The 23773-nt window shown below is 35.3% G+C and carries 26 protein-coding genes, 1 riboswitch and 2 other annotated features; of the genes, 6 read left to right on the top strand and 20 right to left on the bottom strand.

From position 1 onward, the window contains the following. The first annotated feature begins 83 nt into the window (after window positions 1-83). Window positions 84-596, top strand: a complete 513-nt coding sequence (locus AC0ONG_RS05940; protein ID WP_000600585.1) for a Crp/Fnr family transcriptional regulator — start codon at window positions 84-86, stop codon at window positions 594-596. A gap of 32 nt (window positions 597-628) precedes the next feature. Here AC0ONG_RS05940 and hmpA read toward each other — a convergent pair whose 3' ends face one another. The 3 genes from hmpA to AC0ONG_RS05925 form a co-directional block, all read right to left on the bottom strand. After that, on the bottom strand, window positions 629-1837 hold the full coding sequence (gene hmpA / locus AC0ONG_RS05935; protein ID WP_000947319.1) for an NO-inducible flavohemoprotein: 1209 nt from the start codon (window positions 1835-1837) through the stop codon (window positions 629-631). A gap of 159 nt (window positions 1838-1996) precedes the next feature. Further along, entirely contained in the window at window positions 1997-2515 is a 519-nt protein-coding gene (locus tag AC0ONG_RS05930; RefSeq protein WP_000735433.1) for a hypothetical protein, read from the bottom strand. Window positions 2516-2629: 114 nt separating this feature from the next. Then, a complete protein-coding gene (locus AC0ONG_RS05925; RefSeq protein WP_000794497.1) occupies window positions 2630-3727 on the bottom strand; it encodes a site-2 protease family protein in 1098 nt (365 codons plus the stop codon). Between the two features lie 148 nt (window positions 3728-3875). Here AC0ONG_RS05925 and AC0ONG_RS05920 point away from each other — a divergent pair, with 148 nt between their 5' ends. After that, window positions 3876-4073 carry a hypothetical protein gene (locus AC0ONG_RS05920; RefSeq protein ID WP_001053359.1) on the top strand — a complete coding sequence of 66 codons (198 nt, stop codon included), beginning with the start codon at window positions 3876-3878 and terminating at the stop codon, window positions 4071-4073. 198 nt (window positions 4074-4271) lie between these two features. Here AC0ONG_RS05920 and AC0ONG_RS05915 read toward each other — a convergent pair whose 3' ends face one another. Beyond that, a complete protein-coding gene (locus AC0ONG_RS05915) occupies window positions 4272-5123 on the bottom strand; it encodes a YhfM domain-containing protein (RefSeq protein WP_000677055.1) in 852 nt (283 codons plus the stop codon). A gap of 108 nt (window positions 5124-5231) precedes the next feature. Between AC0ONG_RS05915 and AC0ONG_RS05910 the strand changes: the two genes are divergently transcribed. Next, window positions 5232-6008 (top strand): class I SAM-dependent methyltransferase, encoded by a 777-nt coding sequence (locus AC0ONG_RS05910; protein WP_136997017.1) that lies wholly within the window; start codon window positions 5232-5234, stop codon window positions 6006-6008. Between the two features lie 40 nt (window positions 6009-6048). On the opposite strand, the gene AC0ONG_RS05905 is transcribed toward AC0ONG_RS05910, so the two are convergent. Beyond that, complete coding sequence (locus tag AC0ONG_RS05905; protein ID WP_000880630.1) at window positions 6049-6258, bottom strand: hypothetical protein; 210 nt, start codon at window positions 6256-6258, stop codon at window positions 6049-6051. Between the two features lie 272 nt (window positions 6259-6530). Continuing rightward, window positions 6531-6789, top strand: a binding site (T-box leader). Between the two features lie 56 nt (window positions 6790-6845). On the opposite strand from AC0ONG_RS05905, the gene brnQ3 reads away from it, so the two are divergent. Further along, the gene (brnQ3, locus tag AC0ONG_RS05900; protein ID WP_016097999.1) at window positions 6846-8192 is read left to right on the top strand and encodes a branched-chain amino acid transport system II carrier protein BrnQ3; all 1347 of its coding nucleotides are present in this window, start codon (window positions 6846-6848) and stop codon (window positions 8190-8192) included. A gap of 24 nt (window positions 8193-8216) precedes the next feature. On the opposite strand, the gene AC0ONG_RS05895 is transcribed toward brnQ3, so the two are convergent. The 9 genes from AC0ONG_RS05895 to gltP form a co-directional block, all read right to left on the bottom strand. Continuing rightward, entirely contained in the window at window positions 8217-8555 is a 339-nt protein-coding gene (locus tag AC0ONG_RS05895; RefSeq protein WP_118961699.1) for a DUF3922 domain-containing protein, read from the bottom strand. Between the two features lie 57 nt (window positions 8556-8612). Next, window positions 8613-9245, bottom strand: a complete 633-nt coding sequence (locus AC0ONG_RS05890; protein ID WP_000598702.1) for a response regulator — start codon at window positions 9243-9245, stop codon at window positions 8613-8615. Then, complete coding sequence (locus tag AC0ONG_RS05885; RefSeq protein WP_000744327.1) at window positions 9242-10297, bottom strand: sensor histidine kinase; 1056 nt, start codon at window positions 10295-10297, stop codon at window positions 9242-9244. Before AC0ONG_RS05885 ends, AC0ONG_RS05890 begins: the two co-directional genes overlap by 4 nt. Beyond that, window positions 10297-11037 carry a cell wall-active antibiotics response protein LiaF gene (gene liaF / locus AC0ONG_RS05880; protein WP_000716094.1) on the bottom strand — a complete coding sequence of 247 codons (741 nt, stop codon included), beginning with the start codon at window positions 11035-11037 and terminating at the stop codon, window positions 10297-10299. Before liaF ends, AC0ONG_RS05885 begins: the two co-directional genes overlap by 1 nt. Before the next feature lie 107 nt (window positions 11038-11144). Continuing rightward, complete coding sequence (locus tag AC0ONG_RS05875) at window positions 11145-11807, bottom strand: PspA/IM30 family protein (RefSeq protein ID WP_136997019.1); 663 nt, start codon at window positions 11805-11807, stop codon at window positions 11145-11147. Between the two features lie 47 nt (window positions 11808-11854). Next, entirely contained in the window at window positions 11855-12211 is a 357-nt protein-coding gene (locus tag AC0ONG_RS05870; protein ID WP_000808640.1) for a lmo0954 family membrane protein, read from the bottom strand. Between the two features lie 181 nt (window positions 12212-12392). After that, window positions 12393-13709 carry a Na+/H+ antiporter NhaC family protein gene (locus AC0ONG_RS05865; protein ID WP_000665498.1) on the bottom strand — a complete coding sequence of 439 codons (1317 nt, stop codon included), beginning with the start codon at window positions 13707-13709 and terminating at the stop codon, window positions 12393-12395. Window positions 13710-13803: 94 nt separating this feature from the next. Beyond that, a riboswitch (SAM riboswitch) is annotated at window positions 13804-13909 on the bottom strand. A 120-nt stretch (window positions 13910-14029) separates the two neighbouring features. Beyond that, window positions 14030-14548 (bottom strand): ribonuclease FAU-1 family protein, encoded by a 519-nt coding sequence (locus tag AC0ONG_RS05860; protein WP_000824630.1) that lies wholly within the window; start codon window positions 14546-14548, stop codon window positions 14030-14032. A 68-nt stretch (window positions 14549-14616) separates the two neighbouring features. Further along, on the bottom strand, window positions 14617-15891 hold the full coding sequence (gene gltP, locus AC0ONG_RS05855; RefSeq protein WP_000821134.1) for a glutamate/aspartate:proton symporter GltP: 1275 nt from the start codon (window positions 15889-15891) through the stop codon (window positions 14617-14619). A gap of 494 nt (window positions 15892-16385) precedes the next feature. Between gltP and AC0ONG_RS05850 the strand changes: the two genes are divergently transcribed. Then, on the top strand, window positions 16386-17660 hold the full coding sequence (locus tag AC0ONG_RS05850; RefSeq protein WP_000726091.1) for a murein hydrolase activator EnvC family protein: 1275 nt from the start codon (window positions 16386-16388) through the stop codon (window positions 17658-17660). A gap of 101 nt (window positions 17661-17761) precedes the next feature. Continuing rightward, window positions 17762-17920, top strand: coding sequence for a hypothetical protein (locus tag AC0ONG_RS05845; RefSeq protein WP_001096007.1), 159 nt, complete (start codon window positions 17762-17764; stop codon window positions 17918-17920). Window positions 17921-17945: 25 nt separating this feature from the next. Here AC0ONG_RS05845 and AC0ONG_RS05840 read toward each other — a convergent pair whose 3' ends face one another. From AC0ONG_RS05840 to AC0ONG_RS05815, 6 genes are all read right to left on the bottom strand, one after another. Continuing rightward, on the bottom strand, window positions 17946-19301 hold the full coding sequence (locus tag AC0ONG_RS05840) for a sodium-dependent transporter (protein WP_000665434.1): 1356 nt from the start codon (window positions 19299-19301) through the stop codon (window positions 17946-17948). Window positions 19302-19412: 111 nt separating this feature from the next. Next, window positions 19413-19661, bottom strand: a binding site (T-box leader). 64 nt (window positions 19662-19725) lie between these two features. Beyond that, window positions 19726-20340 (bottom strand): NAD(P)-binding protein, encoded by a 615-nt coding sequence (locus AC0ONG_RS05835; RefSeq protein WP_000283361.1) that lies wholly within the window; start codon window positions 20338-20340, stop codon window positions 19726-19728. Next, complete coding sequence (locus AC0ONG_RS05830; protein WP_136997021.1) at window positions 20315-21067, bottom strand: sirohydrochlorin chelatase; 753 nt, start codon at window positions 21065-21067, stop codon at window positions 20315-20317. The genes AC0ONG_RS05835 and AC0ONG_RS05830 overlap by 26 nt, the downstream gene beginning before the upstream one ends. Window position 21068: 1 nt before the next feature. Continuing rightward, entirely contained in the window at window positions 21069-21845 is a 777-nt protein-coding gene (gene cobA / locus AC0ONG_RS05825) for a uroporphyrinogen-III C-methyltransferase (RefSeq protein ID WP_000521277.1), read from the bottom strand. A gap of 86 nt (window positions 21846-21931) precedes the next feature. After that, complete coding sequence (locus AC0ONG_RS05820) at window positions 21932-22132, bottom strand: DUF3906 family protein (protein ID WP_000424930.1); 201 nt, start codon at window positions 22130-22132, stop codon at window positions 21932-21934. A gap of 10 nt (window positions 22133-22142) precedes the next feature. After that, a complete protein-coding gene (locus AC0ONG_RS05815; protein WP_136997022.1) occupies window positions 22143-23765 on the bottom strand; it encodes a nitrite/sulfite reductase in 1623 nt (540 codons plus the stop codon). Window positions 23766-23773: the final 8 nt, after the last annotated feature.

The raw sequence follows: 23773 nt of genomic DNA, 5'->3' as shown, positions 1-23773 counted from the left end.
AAATTGCTGTTGAAATAGCATATTGTCTATATACATATACGCTAAAATAGAAGAAATAGAAACATATTAATGGGGGGCTAACATTGATTCTACACAAAGGAGATGTACTATTCCGTCAAGGCGAGGACGGTCCTTTATACTTTATAAAAACAGGCTTATTAAAAGTAGTTCGGCTAGAAGAAGACGGAACACCATTTTTATTCAACATTATCGTTCCAGGTGAAACGATACCTCATCATTCTTTAATTTCACCGAAAGAATATCACGGTACAGCTATCGCTTTAATAAAGACAGAAGTGGAACCGATCACTAGTAGTGAATGGTACGAGAGACTTCAAGCAAATCCCGAATCATATGCCAACATCGCTATGCAATTGCAATCTAAATTAAGAATGATGCAACAACGAATTGATCAATTGACAACTGTCTCTCCGAAAGAACGTCTTCATCGTTTACAAGAATGGTTCACATTATATTTAGGTGACATTCCTATATATGAAATATTAACACAAACTGAAATTGGTCAACTGATAGGCATACGCCGTGAAACAGTTAACCGTTTATTACGAGAACAAATAAAAAACGAGGTAAAATAAATACCTCGTTTTTTTGTTTATTCTCATCTGTCTTATTGTAAGCTTGTTGCTGGGCCGAAAAATTCATAATGAATATGCTCTTGTTTCACACCTAAATCAGTTAGTGCAGCATTTATATGCTTCATAAATGCTACTGGACCACAGAAATAAAATTCTGCTTCAGTTGTCTGAATAATAGTTTTTAACCATTCGCTTTCAACGAAACCTTCTTTATCAAAGTTCTTCATTTCTAAATCTTTTTCAGTCGGTGCAGAATAACAAGTATATGCTTTAACTTGTTCATATTCATTTTCTACTGCCTTAACGTGTTCTTTCATTGCATGTGTATTACTATTTATTGCTGCATGAATAAAATATACATTACGTTTTGAATCTTGTTCAATTAACGTATTTAACATACTCATCATCGGTGTAATCCCTACTCCACCACTAATTAGTACAACTGGTAATGTTGAATCCATATTTAACACGAAATCTCCCGCTGGTGCACTTACTGGTAAAACATCTCCTTCTTTTACATGTTCATGTAAGTAATTAGACACTTTACCGTCTGGTGTATCTACACCTTTTTCTTTCTTTACACTAATACGATAATATTCTTTCCCAGGTGCATCGGATAAACTGTATTGACGATTATGTGTATATGTCTCACCTTCAATATTGATTTGAACCGTTACATATTGACCTGGGATGAATGAAGAAACTTTCCCTCCATCTTCAGGTTTCAAATAAAATGACGTAATAACATCGCTTTCCTTCACTTTTTTAACAATCACAAAGTTACGGAAGTCTTTCCATCCACCTTCTTTATGTGCAGCTTCTTCATACATCTCTGCTTCAATGCTAATAAATGCATCAGCAATGACACCATATGCTTCTCCCCATGCATTTAAAACTTCATCAGGTGCACCTGCGACCTCTTTAATGGCACGTAGTAAACATGTACCTACAATCGGATAATGCTCAGCTTTAATACCTAAACTTCTATGCTTATGACCAATTTGTTTTACAACTGGAATAATTGCTTCTAAATTATCAATGTACGTTGCAGCTGCATAAACAGCATTCGCTAACGCTTGTTGTTGTCTTCCCTTTTTCTGATTCGTATGGTTGAAAATATTCAATAACTCCGGATGTTCTGAAAATAAAATTTCATAAAATCTCGTTGTAATTTCAACGCCTTTTTCTTGTAATAATGGTACTGTTGACTTTACGATTTCAATTGTTTTTGCACTTAACATTGTATCCCACTCCTCTATTTCCTTAACTGTTTTTAGTTTAACTGAATCTTATAATGCAGATTGTGATTTTAATCACTATTAACACGTTGTTTTTGTGAATAATATATGAACATTGTACTTACAAAAGAAAATAAGCTAACTAGAATTCTAGCTAGCTTATTATTTTGTTTGTATAGCTTGTTCAATTACTTTTATATCTTTCCCCTCGCCAAACTCTGTATACCCCCAGATATTCGTTTCCCCCCTATATTTATTTACGATAATATCCAAGTCATGATATACACGGTGGGCATACACTACATACTCAATATTTTGAAGTTCCACACCCTTTTTTACAATTTCATAGCTTCTATTTACATCGCGTTTTATTTTTTCATTCTTTATTTCCGTATGTATATTTTTTAAAGATGGTTCTTGTTGTTGAAACCATTGCTTAAATTGATTCCAATCCCCGTCTGTATAATTCTCTGCTTTACCGTAATTTAAGAAATTATTATAGCTTTCATGTGTCATTCGAATAAAATCTAGCACTTTTGTCTCTTCTTGCACATCTTCTACTTGAGCTATTGTATTTACCTCAGCAGGCTTATTCGCATAATGTAACAGCACTTTCATAAGACTATAACTCGCGATGATCATTACGATAATAATCCCGAATACACGTAACAATTTCTTCATATACAGAACTCCTTCTCTACTAAAGATATTATAATGTATGGCTATACTTGTAACATTCTCTCGTAGAAATATACTTCCTGTATAAATTCTTCCTATCATTTCGACAATATTTTTCTATACGTTTCTCGTTGGCAAATGTTCTTGTAAAACAATATATCCTTCATAAGCTGTGTAACCGAGTATAGCCATTAATCCGATATAACAAGCAAATACTGTCCATTTCGTTTTCGCATCCACTTTATAATAGTTTTCCTGTTGTCTCTTGTCTGCATCCCATTCCTGTAATTTTCTTTCTGACATTTCAAATGCTTCTCTTATATGAATTGTATATGTTTCTTTTTCATCTTCATATGGGACGTAATCAAGTGGCTCAAACTTTGGTAAAAGATACTCTAACACTTCAAGCTTTTGAAGTTCTCCTGTTTTTAATTCTTTCTCTCGTTCTTTTTGCCTTAATACATTTATTTCATGTTGCATCATATATATATTTCGATGTACTGCACCAGTTTCTTTTAACTCCTCTTCAAGCCTTGCAACATATTCTTTCATTCCATCAATTCTATATCCTAATTCCTTAATCGGCTCATCTCTCTTTATCACTCTATATAATTCCATACAACCGATAATAACAATAAATCCTCCCAAAATACTTTTAAAGTAAATTGAATAGCCAAGTAATAAAATAAGGCCTGCTCCCCAAATTTTAGTGCTGACAACTGAAATAATTCGCCCACCATCTAGCGGCGAAACGGGAATTAAATTAAAGAAATTAATCATACTTCCAAGCAAAATAACAAGCGCCCAAAATGGTTCTTTCGTCATTATGTAAAGCGGTATCGCGGGTAAATATGACAGAAGCCCGAAAAGCGGACCCATATAGGCAATGTAAGCTTCATCTTTTGCATTTTTCGGCATCTCTTTCATTCCAATAAGAGCCCCCATAAATGGGATAAAGATTGCTGGCGATGTTGGAATCCCTTTTCTTTTCGCAGCCCATAAATGGCCCATTTCATGAACAAACAACAAATAAATGAGCGCCACCCCAAATTTCCAACCATATAGAACTGCGTATGCGCCAAGCGATAGAAACATACTAAATACCGTTGAAAACTTTGCTAATTTAAAAATTGCAAATACCCACTTTAACTTAGACAGTAAAAATAATCCTATGGCAACAATAATTCCCCATAATCCTTTTTTATTATTTTTCATCTCTCTCCTTTAACCCCCTGTAACGAGTCATACAAGCTCATCAAAAATTATTCTCCTCTTTATTATGACATATTTTTTTCTATTGTTAGAAATAATGTTTATTTAATCCATTTTTAGCCAAAAATATAAATAAAGGAGGTATATACGAATGAATTTACAATCTCTCATAATAAGTGTTTTATCATTTTTAGCTTCAACTCTTATTTTTTATACAGTGAGCTATGTATTATTATTAGATTGGTTGCCAAATCACTTACTTATCACTCTTATCATTCTTTCCGCTCTTATGATTTCATTTCTTATTACACGAAAATCAATGAATGAGCCATCTGCAAAAGCAAAATAATAGAGAGGGTGTTCTTCTCCCCTCTCTATTATCATTTCCTAGGAAAGGCTATATAGAATTTACAATTCAGTTACAGCCAATAAGGGCCTTACCCCAAAATTCAGTTGAAACAAAGAAGTTAAGTGAGAGTCAACGCCGAATTGGCAAAGACTATTAATCAATGAGAAATGAGCAGCCTCCGCCGATTAAATTCTCACTTTATCTTTGGAAATTCATTTTTTCACCATACTCTTTAACGATTTGAATTATATTTTGAAACACACCTATTTTTTCTTTTTCACTGTTTAATATTTTTAAATCATACTTTTCGTAATATGTTTCTAATGATTTTAATTGTGATTCTGAAGCGCCTTTTACCTGCACAGTAGCATGCAATTCATATTGCTTATACCCTTCCTTTACTTTTTCACCTAAAATCATTTCACTCTCTTTTGCTCCAATTAATTTTTGAACTTTTTCTGGGAAAGTGAGTTGCAAATAATATTCTTGTTCCTTCACTAACTTGTTGTATAGTGATTGTGAAATCGTATACCGTACCATATAATTCACGTTTTGATCGCCTGCTTTAATATGAAACGCGGTAATCTGCAAATCTTTTTTTGTTACCTCCGTTAAAGGACCTACCTGCATCTCTTCTTCTTTTTGTTCTGAAACATTTGGAAATATAGCCAAAAGCTTTTCCGTATCTTTTTCATTCAACATATACATAACTTTCTTATATTGCACCCATCCTCGTCTATCTTCTCCCCTTAACCATGCATAATAAGTTTCTTTTTTCCCCTCTCTACTAATTTGTATTTCATATTCAGGTTCACCGAAGCTTCCGGTTATTTCTTGTTTCTCAGCTTTATCCAAAATGTCTATTACTAACTTCGCTTCTGATTCCTGCAACTTTTTCTCTTTATGTTTTTTTTGTATAACGGTTACCCCTATTGTTTCTTTCACTTCATTCACCGTCTCTTCTACTTTTTTTGTTTCTTGTTTTTGCTCAGCTTGACCACAAGCTGCTAGTAACATAACAAATAACAACAATACATATTTCCCTTTCAAATTAATCCTCCTTTTACGATAAGAAATTCTTATAATCTTCATACATAAAACAAAAACGTGACATCCTATTAAATAAGTTATACTAATCATTGAAAGGAGGTCTTTATCATGTCCATTAATTTTCATGATGCAAATAATAAATACACATACGCAACAAGAAACGCTCATATTTCTTGGGCTGAAATGGTAAAAAACATTACAGACATACAAAACAAGCAAATAATTGATATTGGCTGCGGTGGCGGGATTTATACGAAAGAACTTGCTCTTATGGGAGCCAAAAATGTTGTGGGACTTGATTTTTCAAAAGAAATATTACAAGCTGCAAAAGAAAATTGCAACAATTTCCCAAATATTTCTTTCATCCACGGTGATGCACATAATATCCCATACCCTAACGAAACATTCGACATAGTTATTTCGCGCGCAGTTATTCATCATTTACAAGACATTCCTACATTTTTATGTGAAGCTTCTCGTATATTAAATAAAAACGGTGTACTTATTTTACAAGATCGAACGATTGAAGATTGTACAGTTCCAGGAAATCCCGAACACATTCGTGGATATTTTTTCTCTATATTTCCAAAACTCATTGAAATAGAGTCAAAAAGACGTCCAAAAACCAACACGATACAGAAAGAATTACAAAAACATTCTCTTCACGTGCTTCCCACACAAACACAATGGGAAGTACGAAAAATACATGATTCTGTAGAAGCATTGCTACAAGATTTATCTCCTCGAACAGGTCGATCCATTCTATATGAGTTAACAGATGATGAACTTTCTCAACTTCTACAACATATACAGACCACATTACAAAACGTCTCTCCTATTATTGAAAGAGATCGATGGACAATTTGGAGCGCCATGAAGTTGTAAGGAAGGAAGCCTCACAAAATAATGTGAGGCTTCCTTTCTTTCATAATCTAATTTTGCAACACTCTTGATATCCTCCACTTCTGGCCTGTGCACTTCCACACTTCGGACATACTAAATATCTAGACTGATTTGTCAACAAACTACCTTTTTGAAAGAGTAAAACTTCTGCTTGTTTAAACGAACGCGAATAATATAACCACATAAAACCAATTATAGCAATAATGCCAAATAATACTCCCATCGCAAGCATTTCAGTCACCTCTTTTGGTTTGTTCTTTCCAGCAAGTGGATTGTTGTAATATTCTCTGTAAATTCAAATAATCCCTTCTTTACTCCTATAAATATCAACTTTCTCTATAAATTTTACAATTCTCCACAAATTTTTACTCCCATTTTACAATTCATTATTCCTTTTGCAACAACGAATATTACTTTCGATATTTCCGTATATAAATATATCTTTCAAAAAACATATTGACTTTCTAAAAAAAACATGCAACAATACTGTCAGAATACTTGAATAAAAATTCATTGACGAGAACGAGTACGTTATAGAACTGTTCCCCAGAGAGTTGGCGATTTGCTGAAAGCCAACGTTCAGTGCGTAACCGAAAATCATCTCCGAGAAGTAGAACCGAATGTTACAGTAAGTTCTTACCGGCCGTCCCCCGTTACAAGGAACACGTATCATGTTGTACGTTGCAAAGCCGTATACATATAGATTTATTTCTACATGTGTAAATTAGGGTGGTATCGCGGGTAAATATAACTCGTCCCTTTCTTTAGGGACGAGTTTTTTGTGTTCTTACAAATGAATTTAAAAAAGGAGGAAAAACAATGAACACTGTATCAAAAAAACATATTTTTTTCACGGGTCTTATGCTATTTTCTTTATTTTTTGGGGCAGGTAATTTAATTTTCCCTCCCATGCTTGGCCAAAACGCAGGTGAAAACTTTTGGCCCGCAATGATTGGATTTTTACTAACAGGAGTTGGCTTACCACTACTTACTGTTATCGCAATTTCTCTATCAGGAAATGGAATGCAGCAACTTGCAAGTCATGTTCATCCATTATTCGGAATTTTCTTTACGGTAGTTGTATACATTGCCATCGGTCCATCCATGGGCATCCCACGTGTTGCAAATGTTGCTTATGAAATGGGTGTTAGTTCTTTCTTACCAGAAACAATCCGCTCTAGCAGCCTAGTGCTATTTGTATATACAATCATATTCTTTACTATCGTATTTTGGCTGAGTTTAAATCCATCTAAACTTGTCGATCGTATTGGAAATATATTAACACCTATTTTATTACTCTCAATTTTCTTATTGTTTGTTAAAAGTGTCTTTACACCACTTGGACAATCAGGACCAGCTATGCAAGAGTATCAAACTTCTCCAATCTTCAAAGGCTTTATGGAAGGGTACTTAACAATGGACACCATTTCAGCACTTGCATTTGGAATTATCGTTGTAAATGCAATTCGCTCTAAAGGTGTGAATGATCGTAAGTCCATTGCCATCGCCACAGCAAAAGCAGGACTTATTGCCGCTACAGGACTCGTACTTGTATATGGTGCACTCGGCTGGCTTGGGACAACTAGTGTCTCTCTCGGATATGCAAAAAATGGTGGACAGCTACTTACTGTTATCGTACAACAATTATTCGGCCCATACGGTTTGCTCCTATTATCTCTTATCGTTACACTCGCTTGTTTAACGACATGCGTTGGACTCGTATCTGCGTGCAGCCAATATTTTTCAATATTATTGACTACATTTTCATACAAAACGTTCGCGAGTATCATTTGCGCATTAGGATTATTAGTTGCCAACTTAGGTTTAACAAAAATTATCGCAATCTCTGTTCCAATTCTACTTGTTGTATATCCAATTGCGATTGTACTCGTACTACTATCGTTACTTCATAAATACTTCGGTGGATATCGCTCTGTTTATGTAGGTGCTTTAATCGGAGCAGCAGTTGTGAGCGTATTTGATGGATTAAAACAAGGCGGTATTCCAGTCTCGTTTATCACGTCCAACTTTGAATTTATTCCTTTATATAATGAAGGAATAGGCTGGCTATTACCAGCATTAGCCGGAGCACTTATCGGATTTACTATCGCTAAACTAAGCGGTGCTAAAAAAGTTCCCTTAATAACCGACGCAAAAGCATCTTAAAAAAACTCCCGAAAGGGAGTTTTTTTACATTTGATAAGCAGTATGATTAAAACTACTTATTTTATACGCTTTCGTATAATATTCAATATTCGTATCAACTGTTTCTACCTTAACAACATCATAGCAGTCTTCTTGCTTTACTAAAAATAAATAGTATTCCTCTGTTGCCTCAATAATCGCAATTTTATCTGTTTCAACATTATATTGTTCACAAAGCGCTTGTAATGCGTTCACATAATCCCCTAATTTTTTAGACTTATCCATTCCGAATATAGTTTGAACTAACATATACATTCTCCCCTTTGTATGTACTGTTAACAACTTAATGATAACGCTTACATTTATTAGCGTCAATAAAAAGATTTGATGCAAACTAATAATCAATGGGGATAGTCCCCCACTGATTAAAGTTGCACTTTATCATTTCGTTAATTGATGTCTAAATGCATAAATAACCGCCTGTGTCCGGTCACTTACATTTAGTTTATTTAATATATTACTCACATGTGTCTTTACTGTTTTGAGGGCAATAAACAATTCATCTGCAATCTCTTGATTACTTTTCCCCTCTGCAATTAATAACAAAATTTCAGACTCTCTTTCTGTTAACTCCTCATGCAAAGGTTGCTCTTTCTTTTGACGCATACGGGACATCATTTTCCCGGTAACTTTCGGCTCTAATACCGTTTCTCCATCATAAGTAGCTCGTACAGCGTCCGCTATATCACTTGCTCTTGATGTTTTTAATAAATAACTAGTCGCCCCAGCCTCAATAACAGGATACAATTTTTCGTCATCTAAAAAGCTTGTTACAACTACAATTTTTGCTTCTGGCCATTCTTGAATAATAGCACGTGTTGCTTCGACACCATCCATCTCATCCATAACAAGGTCCATTAAAATAATATCCGGTCTTAATTGCAGTGCTAATTCTGATCCTTTTTTTCCATTTTCAGCTTCCCCGACCACTTCAATATCTGGTTGTGTAGATAAATATGCCGATACACCCATACGAACCATTTCATGATCATCGACAAGCAATACTTTTATCATACTTCTCCCCCTCTCTCAAGCATAATCGGTACTTTCACTTCTATTTGTGTACCTTTGGCCGGAAAACTCAGTACCTTGAGTGTCCCACCAATTTCATGAACACGCTCTTGCATCGATCTTAAGCCATAGGAACCGGCTTTATTAACGCCTACTTCAAACCCAACACCGTCATCAATGATTTTTAAAATCGCATATTGATCAATTTTTCGAAGGCGCACTTCTGTTTTCTTTGCCTTCGCGTGTCGCAACGTATTTGATAGCGCTTCTTGCACAATACGGAATAAATGATCTTCTACACCTTTTTTTAATTCTATTGGCTCAATAAGCCATTCAATTTTCATATGTTGTTTTCGCGATAATTCCGTTAATAATTCCTCTATACCTTCTGTCAGTTTCTTACCTTCCAATTGTACAGGACGTAAATGAAGGAGCAATGCTCTCATTTCTGATTGAGCATTTACAACCATATTTTCAACAAGTTGTAATTGTTTTTTTGTCACATCTGGAAATTCAGTTATTTGTTCATTAATCGCTGACATCATCATCGACATTGCGAAAAGCTGCTGACTTACTGAATCATGCAACTCCCTTGCTAAGCGATGCCTTTCTTGAGAAATCGCTTCTTGTCTCATCTCTTCATTCCAATGAGCTCGTTCATTCGTTACTTTTTGAAAGAGTCCAGCTTGCTCCTCTAATCGACGAGCCAGAACGATTACTTTTCGTTCCACTTCATGAAATTCATCATCCGCAGTAAACGAAACATCACTCGGAAAATTCCCTCGCTCTACTTCAAATAGAAAAGTATTTAATCCTTGTATACGCTGCTCTATATAGTAACCGATTGCATATCCTACAATTCCCCCGATAAGTAAACTTGTAGTCATAATAAACAAGCCAATTGGAACAGAAGCGATGGATTCCTTCCATAATAAATCATACACTTGTTGCTCGCTTTTCCATACATATACAATTGTACAAATGAGTGCGATACTAACAGAGGACAACATAGAATAACGAATATACATCCACGAAATATTTTTTTGTTTCTTCATTATACTTTCCTCACTTCCGTGTCGCCTACGACAAGCGAAGAAATAATTTTAATACGACGAGGAGCCTCTTTATACTGCTCTGTTCTAAATGTAACATTGCGGTTAAACCCTGTCTCTTCATGACCTGGCAAGAGCACACGGCCGACAATAACAGAGTGATTTAAAGAAAGTTCAATATCATATGGCACATATAAACGAATATTACCAACAACACCTCGAATAACAATTACTGTTTCTCCTTCTGGAATCATAGCAGTTGTTAAATCTATTTCCACATCACAAGCACCATATTGAACATTAATATCCTCAAGTTCATAAATATGATCCATCATTCGTACATTGCCTACAAACATATTTTTCAAATATGGTTCTGTACGATATATTTGCTTCTCTTCGTCTATAATCCCTTTTTCTTTAATTTCAACCTTCATTGCTTTTTGCTGATGTCCTTGTTGAATCAATTGATAACCAATTAAAGCTAAACAAGCAAATACGACAAGAACAAATGCCGCTGATGAAAATAAGAAAAATAAAAATACGATACCACCAACAAATAAAAATACATTCCCCCGTACATAACGATTCTTTTTACGATAATGCCTTCCAAACATAAGCATAATAAATGCAAAAATGAGACCACCTGGTTCAAAATGTCCAAGTATCATATCAAGAAAAAGACCGAACCCAAATATGATGAGGAGCATCCCCATTAATTGTGTCTTTGAAAAATGTTTCTTCACTTCAGCTCCCCCCCTTCTTGTCACATATACATAGAAGAAAAGGCATTGCTTTCCAACACCTTTTCTCCTATCACTATATCATAAGCCTGTTTTATAATATACTACTATTATTTTGTTAACTCTTTCGTTAACGATACATCATTCTTTTCTTTCATTTCACGCTCAAGTTTTGCAATTTTCATATCAAATGTGTCACGCTCATACCCTTCATTCATACGAGTTTCTAAGTCACGAATGTGATCTTCAATTTCTTCAAATCGTAAGAATGGATTATTTTCATCCATTTTATGCATCGCAGTATTCATCCGACGATTTGCATGTGCCATATTTTCACGTGCCATTAGTTCCATACGCTTTGCGTGCATTTCTTTTAATTTATTTTTCATTTCAGAAAGACGACGCTCTAACTCATCAATTTGCTCTACAACACCTGCATACATTTCTTCTAATCGAGTTACTTGCCCTTCATAATAAGCTACCTCTTCTAACGCACGTTCGTGCAATTGTAATTCGCCTGCTTCTTGAGCAATGATAGCTTGCTTTGATCTTTTATTAACGAAATAACGTGCTTGCTCAAGCTCACGAGCGAAGTTAGATTTTAATGTTTTATGACGCTCAATTAACTTCTCAATTTTTGTTATTTCACGCTCACTATCACGTAAATATTGGTTTAACATCGCAATTGGATTTTTTCTTTCCTTCTCATCTAACACGTTATGAAAATCAGCTAAAATTGCATCGCGTACACGTCCGAATAAAGATTGTTTCATTATAAATCTTCCTCTCTTCTACTTTAATTATAATTTGATTTATTGTTTTAGTTTTTCATTAATTTGTTCCACTCATCTTCAAAGTTGCTATATGGTTTAGAACTTTCTGGAGCAGATTCAACAACTACATCTTTTTCTTTTTTCCACTCACGGTATCCGTAGTATAAAACCACTAAAGCAGCGATACCGATTAATGCTGGTGAATGAGAAAGTGCAATGGATAAACCGATTAAACCAACAATACCCCAAGCTAACTTTCCAAAAAATGATTTAGCTCGCACAAATGATTTATAGCTCCAATATACAACTCCTGCTCCGATTGCGAATCCTACAATACCAGCAAGACTACCAAGAGCAATTAAAGCCAAAATACCGGCTGCGATAAACGCTAGAAATTGTTTCATCTTGTGCTTGCCTCCCTTCGATTTGATACTCTTATCTTAACTATTTTTTCATCTTTCCATAACGAGCTTAAGAACCGTTTTTAACTCAGACTTAAGACCGAGTCATATTCAGCCCTTTACGCAAAAAAACGTGCAGAGTCTATTCTCTGCACGTTTTTTAATTACTAACGTTCATATTAGATTAAGCTGTTTTATGATACTTTTTTTTCTCAGCTACTTTCGAAAACCTTGGAAACCCAATTAAAATAGAAACAATCCCACATACTCCAACTAAAATTGGATAAAATGCATATGGTAACAATTCAACCGGAGATAACGCTGCAAATCCTGCTGCCGTTAACATTTGGGCACCGTACGGGATCAACCCTTGCACACAACATGAGAAAAGATCTAATACACTCGCTGATTTACGAGGATCTATTTCATATTGATCCGCAATATTTTTTGCAAGCGGGCCTGTAAAAATAATCGAAATCGTATTATTTGCTGTACACATATTCGTCATACTCACTAAACCAGCAATACCAAATTCCGCTCCTTTTTTCGAACGAATATTACGTGTTAATACATTCATTAAATATTGAATACCACCATTATATTGGATTAATTCAACCATACCGCCAATTAATATAGCAAGTAATACTAACTCCATCATACCGCCCATTCCAGTCGTTACACTTTTAAAGAAACTTTCTAACGTGTAACTTCCATCTATAAGACCGATAACACCAGATAGTACAGTTCCACCAGTTAATACGATAAGTACATTCCAGCCAAGTAGAGCTGTAATAAGTACTCCTGCGTACGGTAAAATCTTTATCCAATCAAAGCTATGCGCTTTAACCTGCGTATCACTTCCTGAAGTAACTATTACTAATAGTACAATTGTAATAATAGCCGCTGGTAATACAATTAAAAAGTTCGTTTTAAACTTATCTTTCATTTCTGTTCCTTGTGAACGAACAGCTGCGATTGTTGTATCTGAAATAAATGATAAATTATCACCAAACATCGCTCCGCCAACAACAGTAGCCATCGTAAGCGCAATTGAGATATCAGTTTGACCACTAATACCTACAGCAATTGGTGCTAACGCTGCAATTGTTCCCATTGAAGTCCCCATAGCTAATGAAATAAATGCACCAATAACAAAGATTCCAGCTACGATAAATCCTGGCGGTAAAATAGTTAACGCTAAATTAACAGTTGAGTCTACCCCGCCCATTCCTTTAGCAGTCTCAGAAAATGCACCAGCAAGCACAAAAATTAATACCATAATCATAATATCTGGATTTCCTGCACCTTTAGCGAACCGCTCTACTTTCACATTAAAACTTTCTTTACGATTCATCACTAAAGCAACTCCTACAGCAATTGAAATCGCTACAAGTATCGGCAATTTATAGAAATCACCTGTAATAATTCCAGAACCAATAAATAGCGCCAAAAATATCCCAAGTGGTAATAAAGCTAAACCATTTCCTCTCGTTTCTTTCAAAGTACCATCTCTCCCTAGTTTCAACCTTTTTCTAATGAATAACAAAAGACCTCTTCCGATGAGAAGAGGTCTTATACATCTATAAGAAACACTCTTCTCATCTTTCAAGCACACGCTTGCTGGATTTGGCACAGCACTCTGAAATCGAGTCCGCTGCCGAGGCATCGTAGGGCCAGTCCCTCCGCCTCTCTTTATAAGAAGGTTTCATATTTATTTTTTAATAATAATTTCTTCCCTAACTTTACTCGCTTACAAAACAAAAGTCAATTATTTTTTGTATAGATTTTTTTGGTAATTATACAAAAATTTGAATACAACAATCATTTTAACTTTTCTATTTCTTCTTCCAATATTGAAATCCAATAAAATTCACTATTTTTTATTGCTGCTAATATCCATTTCGTAGTGTACCAAGCTAACTCATACTCTTCCTTCGTGACATCGCCACTTTTATAAGCATCCTCTAGCTCTTCTTCATCTAATATATACACCTTACCGCTGGGTAATAATACTACATCTAAATATAAATCATCAAAATACGGTAAACCACGATCGTCTATTTCATATTCTTTCGTCACATCAATATAATATTGCACTAAATTGTGCCTATCATCTAACATAGCTGTAATCGCAAAGTTCTTTCCATTAATGAAATATTGAACCCACGTATACCCATCACTTGCAATACAAATTTCTTTACCATCATATTCTTTACAACTAGGCTCTCTCACTTTTTTTATATCCAGTATTCCGAGCATTCCCTCTTCCACTTGCTTAACCGTATAACTCTTTTCTATTAGTCTCTTCCACGAAGCACCGTCACCATATTTACGTTTCATTATGTCTGCTCCTCTTCTATATACAGAAAAGCTCCCACATATTATGTGAGAGCTTGTTCATATTATAATTAAGCAGCTTGACCCTTTTCAGAAATCTCTTTTAAATAAGCTTGTCCTTTTTCAGCGTCATATTGACCTTCCCACTTAGACATAACTACAGCTGCTAAAGAGTTTCCTACAACGTTAACTGCTGTACGAGCCATATCTAAAATACGGTCAATACCAGCAATGAACGCTAAACCTTCAGGTGGAATACCTACTGTACCAAGTGTCGCTAATAATACAACGAATGATACGCCCGGTACACCTGCGATACCTTTTGATGTAACCATTAATACAAGTAATAATGTAATTTGTTGTGTAATAGATAAATCAATACCGTACATTTGCGCCAAGAAAATCGCCGCAATTGCTTGATATAAAGTTGATCCATCTAAGTTAAATGAATAACCTGTCGGAATAACGAAAGATGTAATTGCTTTCGGACAACCGAATTTCTCCATCTTCTCCATGATTTTCGGTAAAACTGTTTCTGAGCTTGCTGTAGAATACGCTAAGATCAGCTCGTCTTTTAAAATCTTAAAGAATTGGAAAATGTTAATTCCAAATATTTTCGCTGTAAGTCCTAAGACAACTACGACGAAGAAGATCATTGCTCCATATACGACAATTAGTAATTTCCCTAATGGAATTAATGAAGCAAGACCAAATGTAGAAACTGTAACACCAATTAGTGCAAACACACCAAATGGTGCAAATTTCATAACTTGGTTTGTTACATAAAACATTGCGTCAGCTACACCTTGGAAAAATTGAAGAACTGGTCTTCCTCTTTCACCAATTGCTGCTACACCTAAACCAAATAGTACAGAGAAGAAGATAATAGCAAGCATATCTCCGTCAGCTAATGACTTCATAATGTTCGTTGGAACAATATTTACAAATGTATCTGCAAATGAATGACTTTGTACTTGCTCTGTTGTATGTGTATATTTTGAAATATCTGTCTTTGTTAACTGCTCCATATTCACGCCTTTTCCTGGTTGGAAAATATTCGCTATTAATAGACCAACAATAATTGCAATTGTTGTAATAATTTCAAAGTAAATAATTGTTTTTCCGCCTAGTCGACCTAGTTTTTTAACATCGCCAACACCAGCAACCCCAACAACAATACTTGCTACAACAATCGGTACAACGATCATTTTAATTAATCGGATGAAAATATCACCAATTGGTTGTAAATAACTCACTACAGCCGGATTGCCAAAGAAAATCGCCCCAACTGCAATACCAAGTGCAAGTCCTATTAATATTTGCCATGCAAGTCCTATTCTTTTCATATTTGTTGTAACCCCCTCTTCGATGTGTCACTCTATCTCTCATTCTATCTCTATAAAACTAAGAAATTAAGAGTATTACATATTATTCGACAATTCACTACATTTTGTCCCTGTTAAAAATCATAAATCAAAATTTAAAATCTGACAACAAAATAACTTTGCTCGAACACAAATAATTTTCTTGACAAAAAATAAACTCATGTCAGAAAACCTCACATGAGAACGATTCCTTACTAGTATTTCATTGGCTTTCTAAGTAATATTTCACCCCATAAAAACTCTTACTTCCCTCCTGCATTTTACAAATAAATCAAAAATTTACCTTTGTTACACATATAAATAAAATGTAAGTACTATGACAATTAAAGTTGAAAAATGATAAATTCCGACAAAACTTAGCAATTTTATAAAGTTTTCTTTACATTATGATTACAACGATAGACACCCTTCTTCTTATGATATATAACATTCATAGGGAAAGGAGTCAGACAACAATGAAAAAGAAATTTGCAGCGTTTAGTGTTTTAGCAGCAGGAACGATTTTTGCTTCCCCGTTACTTTCACCCGTATACGCTGAAACGAATCAAGATAAATTAACTAACATTCAATCTGAATTAGAAGGCAAACAAAGTGACTTACAAAATAAATCAGTCGAGAAAGAACAAATAGAAAAAGAAATTCAAGAATTACAGAAGAAAATCGATGAATTAACTACTTCTATTAATAAAAACGAGGCTGAATTAAACGATACAAAAAAAGAAATTAGCAAAACACAACAAGTAATTACTGACAAAAAGAAACATATAGAACAATTACAAACAAACATAGATACACGTCAGGAAGTTATTAAACAACGATTACAATCTATGCAAGAAAAACCGCGTACAAATATCATTACAGAAGTATTAACAAACTCTACAAACATTGCTGATCTTGTTGATAATATGTACTCCGTAAGTTTAATATTAAACAACGATACAGATATTGTAAAAAAACAAACATCTGATCAAAATGCTGTAACTACAGAAAAAGAAGCTGTTGAGAAAAAAGAACAACAACTGAAAGAATCTGAGCAAAAACTAGAACAAAAACAGCAAGAATTACAAAATAACCAACAACAGCAACAAACTCTTATTAACGATCTACATACGAAAGTAGCAAAAGTAGATTCAGAGATTGAAGGATTAGAAGAATCCAAAGGTATTTTAGAAAATCAACGTCAAGCTGTTCAAAAAGCAATTGAAGAAGAAAAACGTGCCGAAGAAGCTCGTAAAGCGGAAGAAGCTCGCCAGGCAGAAGAGGCTCGCAAACAACAAGCTACTAAATCTGCTCAAGCAACTCAAGCAGCTCCAACACCACATGATACAAATATCGGTGGCTTTATCAAACCAGCAGCTGGATCAAAAACATCCGGATTCGGTGTACGTTCTTTAGATAACCATAAAGGAATTGACATCGCTGCTTCGGGAACGGTTCCAATTATCGCTGCTGCAGATGGCGTTGTTATTCGCTCAGAATTATCATCTAGTTACGGAAACGTAGTGTACTTATCTCACCGTATAAACGGAAAAACATATACGACAGTATATGCTCATATGAATAGCCGTTCCGTATCGAATGGACAAACTGTAAAACAAGGCGATCAGCTTGGATTTATGGGGAATACGGGCCAATCATACGGACAACATTTACACTTCGAACTTCATCTTGGAGAATGGAATGTCGGCAAGACAAACGCAGTTGACCCATCTCCTTATATCGGATTATAAAAAACCTCGGTGCCTACCGAGGTTTTTTATTTACACTTCACACAATATAGGCATTCTACATAAACTATAACTAAATGCCTATAGTTTACGAGGTGATCCATATGAATACGCAATTACAACAAAAAATAGAAGAAGCTAGAACGACATATATCGGCCGGATATTTACATTTGGCGGCTCAGTTTTATTTTTAATCGGTTCATTCCTCGCAGTCACCACAGCCTATAAAGCGTATAATCGGCTATTACATTCATCAACATAAAAAAGACGGTAGATCCCCGTCTTTTTTATGCAAACATTTTAAATATACCTATCGCATTTAAAAATACAATTATTACAGTTACCGGAATGACATAACGAAGTAAGAAGAACCAAATGTTAAATAACGTTTTCCCTTTCGTTTCCGTCACTTCTAATTCTTTCATCAACAATTCTTTACTCATTTTATTTGGTACAAATAATGAAATAGCTAGTACTCCTAACGGCAGCAATACGTTACTTACTGAAAAGTCGACTAAATCAAAAAATGTTTTCCCGAATATTTTCACGTCACTCATTATTCCAAATGATAACGCTGATGGAATACCGACTGCAAAAATAAGAATACCAATTAATAATGATGCTGACGGACGCTTCTTCTCATTACCTTTCGCAACAGATGCTACTACAATTTCAAGCATTGAAATTGCTGATGTTAAAGTCGCAAAGAAGAATAAAATTAAAAACATAATAAAGAAAAATTGACCAAATGGTATTTTTGCAAATACTGCTGGAAGGACGATAAACAGTAATCCCGGTCCTTCAGTCGGTTTAACTCCTAATGCGAAAATCGCTGGGAAAATTGCTAATCCTGCAAGTACTGTAACAAAAACAGTTAAACTTACAATAGATGTTGCTGATTTCGCTAAATGTTCTTCTTTCTTTAAATACGAACTATACGTTACCATTACCGAGGCACCTACAGTTAGCGAGAAGAAAGATTGTCCCATCGCATATAAAATCGTATCTGCTGTAAGCTTTGAAAAATCTGGCTTTAAGAAGAACTCTACTCCAGCAAAAGCACCATCGAGTGTTAACGCACGAACAATAATCGCTATAAATAAAATAAATAATAGCGGCATCATGTACTTACTTGCCTTTTCTATACCTTTCTCTACACCTTTACTTACGACAAAAATTGTACAAAGCATAAAGATAAATTGTGCTCCAATCGCACTTAACGGATTTGAAATCGTTTCACCAAACAATTGTCCATAATCAGCTACTCCATTCCAGAAACTGCCTGTCACACTATAATATAAATAAAGTAAAATCCATCCACCTACAACACTATAAAAAGATAGTACACTAAAACAAGTAACAACTCCCATACGACCAATCCAAGGATATAATTTGCTATTTGGCACTAATACTTTATAAGCTGTAACCGCCTCTTTTTGCGTGCTACGTCCAATAACAAACTCCGCTATTAGAAGAGGCATACCTATAAATAAAGTTAATAGTAAAAATACAAGGAAGAATGCTCCTCCCCCGCCATTACCTGCAACATATGGAAATTTCCATATCGCACCAAGACCTACTGCGGCTCCGGCTGCTGCGAGTACAAAGCCTATTTTCGACGTCCATTGCTGTGTTTCTTTCATCATAAATTCTCCTTTTCTGAATATTTAAACTTTTGTTAATTATACACTTTCATTTCATACTCGCACACCTCCTTTAGAAAATAAAAAAGTCCCCTACACGCAAATATGCATGTAGAGGACGATATATGTAATGTAAATACCGTGGTACCACCTCAATTGGATTGATAAATCCCACTTGTTCAAGTACAGGAATAATTCCGATACTCTATCCTTTTAACGGCGGAACCCGGGTTGCCTACTACAATGTTCAACATACCTCTCGCAAGCCCATTCTGTATAATTTATCGTACCGGGCTCCCACCTAACCCCAGCTCTCTGAACGCATCAAATATACGTACTCTTCTTGCTCATCGATTTCATCTATTGAAGTTACTTGTGATTATAAATTATATTTTTATATTTGTAAAGCGCACTTTATCTTTTATTATTTTAAAACCTTTTCCTCTAATTCTCGCAAAAAACTTTCTCTTTTCCCCTCGTTTTGCATATATACTGATTTCAACACTTCCTGGAGCAATATATTTCGTTCCCTCTTTTCTAACTGTAAATCTTTTAACTTCACCCTTACTTCATATAAAAAATCTAAATACGATTCATATGTCTCATCATATTTATTTGCAATCTCATCTCGAATTTTTTTTGCGAGCTTCGGGCTCGCTCCCCCAGTAGAAACTGCTATATTAAGCAAACCACGATGAATCGCTGCCGGAAAATGAACATTACCACTTTCCGGATTTGTAATAACATTTACTAATTGATTCTCCGCGGCATCTTCAGCAACTTGTTCATTTAATATTGAATCACTACTCGCTGCAACAACTAAAAAAGCACTTTTAATATCACTTTTTTCATATTCTCTTTGATACCAACGAATTTTCTTTTCTTCCACAAGTTTTACTAAATTCGCATCTAATTCTGGACTGATTACAACTATATCTGCACCTTGTTTGAGTAAAGGAATAATTTTAAATCCTGCAACTTTTCCCCCACCAATAACAACAACACGTTTCTCATTAACTCGCACTGTAAGTGGATACATACTGATCTCCCTTCAATAACTCCGTCGTTTTCTGAATTAACATATCTTGAAACGCTTCATTCTTCCCTAAATATGGACTGATTTTTATCTCTTCCAATTCATATTGGCGCACTTCTTTCTCAATATGTTTCATAAGTAAACCTGTAAATAACAAGTAAGGCAGTACAACGATGTTCTTTTCTTTTCGTTCTACAACTTCCTTTAACTTCTCCTCAAATTTTGGCTCTGCAGCCGCTAAATAACAAACTTCTACTTTAGCAATTTTTTCTTCTGCTTGAAATAAAGTAGCGATCCGATTTATATCTTGTAAAGTTTCAGGATCGCTACTACCCCTTGCAACGAGTAAAAGTGTTACTTCATCTTTATATTCTTCAATACCACTTCCGTTATATACCGACTTTATAAGCGTCTCTGATACACCAAACGGATTACCATACGTCACTTTAATATTAGGGTATTGATTATTTAACTTTTCTAATTCAAAAGGAATATCATTCTTCACATGGCCTGCTGCTAATAAGAAAACAGGAATAGCAATAATCTCTGTCGCACCACGCTTCGCACATGTACGAAATCCTTCTTCAATAGAAGGATTCGCCAGCTCTAAAAAACAAACTTCTTGAATAGCCGCTTCTATACGGCTCATACATGTCGTAATAAATTGAATTGCCTCTTCTTTCGCTGCCCTCAAACGACTTCCATGACATATATATAAGATGGCTTTCATTTTATAACACTCCACTTACTTGATAAGTCTGTTCCGTTTGTTTTTCAAACCAATGAATTTTCTCTCTAAAACGGACAACTTCTCCAATTACAATCATACTCGGATTTTGAATTTGTTCTTTTCTCGCAACATCTACAATTGTCCCTAACGTCCCGACAACTGTACGCTGCATAGACGTCGTTCCCCGTTCAATAATAGCAGCAGGTGTACCTTTATCTTTTCCATGCTTCATAAGTTGTTCGCATATGTAGGGCAAATTACTAACTCCCATATATACTGCCAAGGTCTCTACACCTTTCGCTAAATTTTCCCACTTCACTTCCTCTTCAGCACCTTCTTTTCTATGCCCTGTCACAACCGCAAAACTCGCACTTGCATCACGATGCGTCACCGGAATACCAGCATAAGCAGGTGCAGCTATTCCAGCTGAAATTCCAGGAACGATTTCAAATGGTACACCCTGCTTTGCTAACGCTTCAGCTTCTTCCCCCCCTCTACCAAATACAAATGGATCACCGCCCTTTAACCTCGTTACAACTTTTCCTTTTTTCGCATATTTAATAAGAAATGTGTTAATTGTCTCTTGCTTCATCGTGTGATAATTCGGGAGTTTCCCGCAATAAATTAAATCCGCTTCAGGCTTTGCATATGAAAGCAATTCTTTATTCACGAGACGGTCATATAAAATAACATCTGCCTTCTCAATACATTTCAATCCTTTAACAGTAATTAAATCCGGATCGCCAGGACCCGCTCCAACTATATACACCTTCCCCATCATCTCTCCTCATTTCTACTATTAAAATGAAACTTCCATCCTTATGCATGAATGGAAGTTAGTATACGTTCGTATTTCAATGTTATTTACTCATGAACAACAAATGCCGCACCTTTTCGAATCTTCTTTTTTTCAAATAAGGAGATTTCCTTTACTTCTGGCAACGGTAAAAAATGCTTTTCAAGCTCAATCTCCGCAAGCTTAAATGCCTGCTCTTCACTTTGAGCAACAACAACAATCGGAACGATATTATTCGCTAACACAGCTTCAAATCGATATAATTCCATATTGCCCCTCCTAAGACGCTATTACTTCTTCTAACACGTTATTTAAAGCTATTTGCAATGTATCTACACCGATACGTCCGACAAAATCATAAAATGTTTCGGCAGGTAACTTATTCTCTTTAAAATAACTTATAAATGATGCGAGTACATCCGGTAAATCCTCGCCATCTATTTTCCCTTTTAACTTTTGATTATAGGCACCGCCATCTAACAACGTTCCACCTACATATATTTCAAATGCTTCAACAATCCCTTTTTCCTTCGTTTTCATTTTTACCCCTTGTAATCCGATGTCAGCAATTTGACGTTGACCACATGAATTTGGGCATCCTACCATATGAATTCGAACTGGAACATCAAGTGCAATTTCTGTATCTAAGTATTCTGCAATTTTCCGTAATCTTTCTTTCGTTTCTACTAGAGCAAGATTGCAATATTCAATACCAGTACATGAAACCGCATGACCAATAAATGATTTCGGACTTGCAGATATCGCTTCAAACAACGGTTCACTTAATAAACCCGTTACATTTTCTGGTGGAACATTCGGAATGATGAAGTTTTGTGAGTTACACGTACGAATTTGTCCATTTCCATACTGCTTTGCAATTCTTGCAATCTCAAACATTTCTTTTGCATGTAAACGACCTACCGGCACATTAAAACCGACATATTTTAATCCATCTTGTTTTTGATCTTGAACACCATAAAAATAGCCTGCATTCCATCCTTTAAGTGCACTTTCTCCTTTACTTTGCAATGGTCCTGTATACTCTATTAGTTTCTCTTTAAATTTCTCTGCTCCCCAGTCTGCAACAAGAAATTTCAAACGAGCTAAATGACGTTTCTCGCGATATCCAAAATCACGGAATATAGTAGCAATCCCAATTGCTATCGCCTTCACTTCTTCTGGTAAAACGAACACATCTAATTCATCAGCTAAATATGGACGGGCTGATAATCCACCGCCTACTTTTATATGAAAACCAACTTTTTTCTCACCATCTATTTCTTTCGTAGCAGGTGTAAATGCAACACAGTTAATCTCTGCGTTTGCCGAGTTATAAACGTTAGAACTAATAGACATTTTAAATTTACGTGGTAAGTTAGAAAACTCTTCATTATGTTGGAAATAGTCATATACCTCCTTCACAATATGCGTTGTATCAAACAGTTCATTCGCATCAATTCCTGCAAGTGGATTACCTGTAATATTACGTGTTATATCACCACACGCCCCTGCTGAAGATAACCCAACTCTTGCTAATCTTTTAAAAATATCTGGCATTTGCTGAATTTCTAACCAGTGAAACTGAATCGCCTGTCTTGTCGTAATATCTATTACATCACGTCCATAATCCTCAGCGATAGAAGCAAGCACTTCCGCCTGCGCATTTGTAATAATCCCTGAAGGAATATTTACACGCATCATAAAATAGCCAGCTTCTTTCGGTCTTTGCAAATACAATCCTGCCCATTTAAATGCGTCCCACTCTTCTTTCGGAATAGATTCGAATCCATTTTCCGCATAGTAAGGAATATCATTAAAAATTTCCAAACCATCTTTTGCTAATTTATTTTTCTCAGTCTGATTTAATTTTTCATTATTAGCCCATACTTTTTCATAACTCATTTTTAAAT

The sequence above is a fragment of the Bacillus sp. TCT6 genome, assembly GCF_056033845.1.
This window is presented reverse-complemented; position numbering and strand designations above follow the sequence as displayed.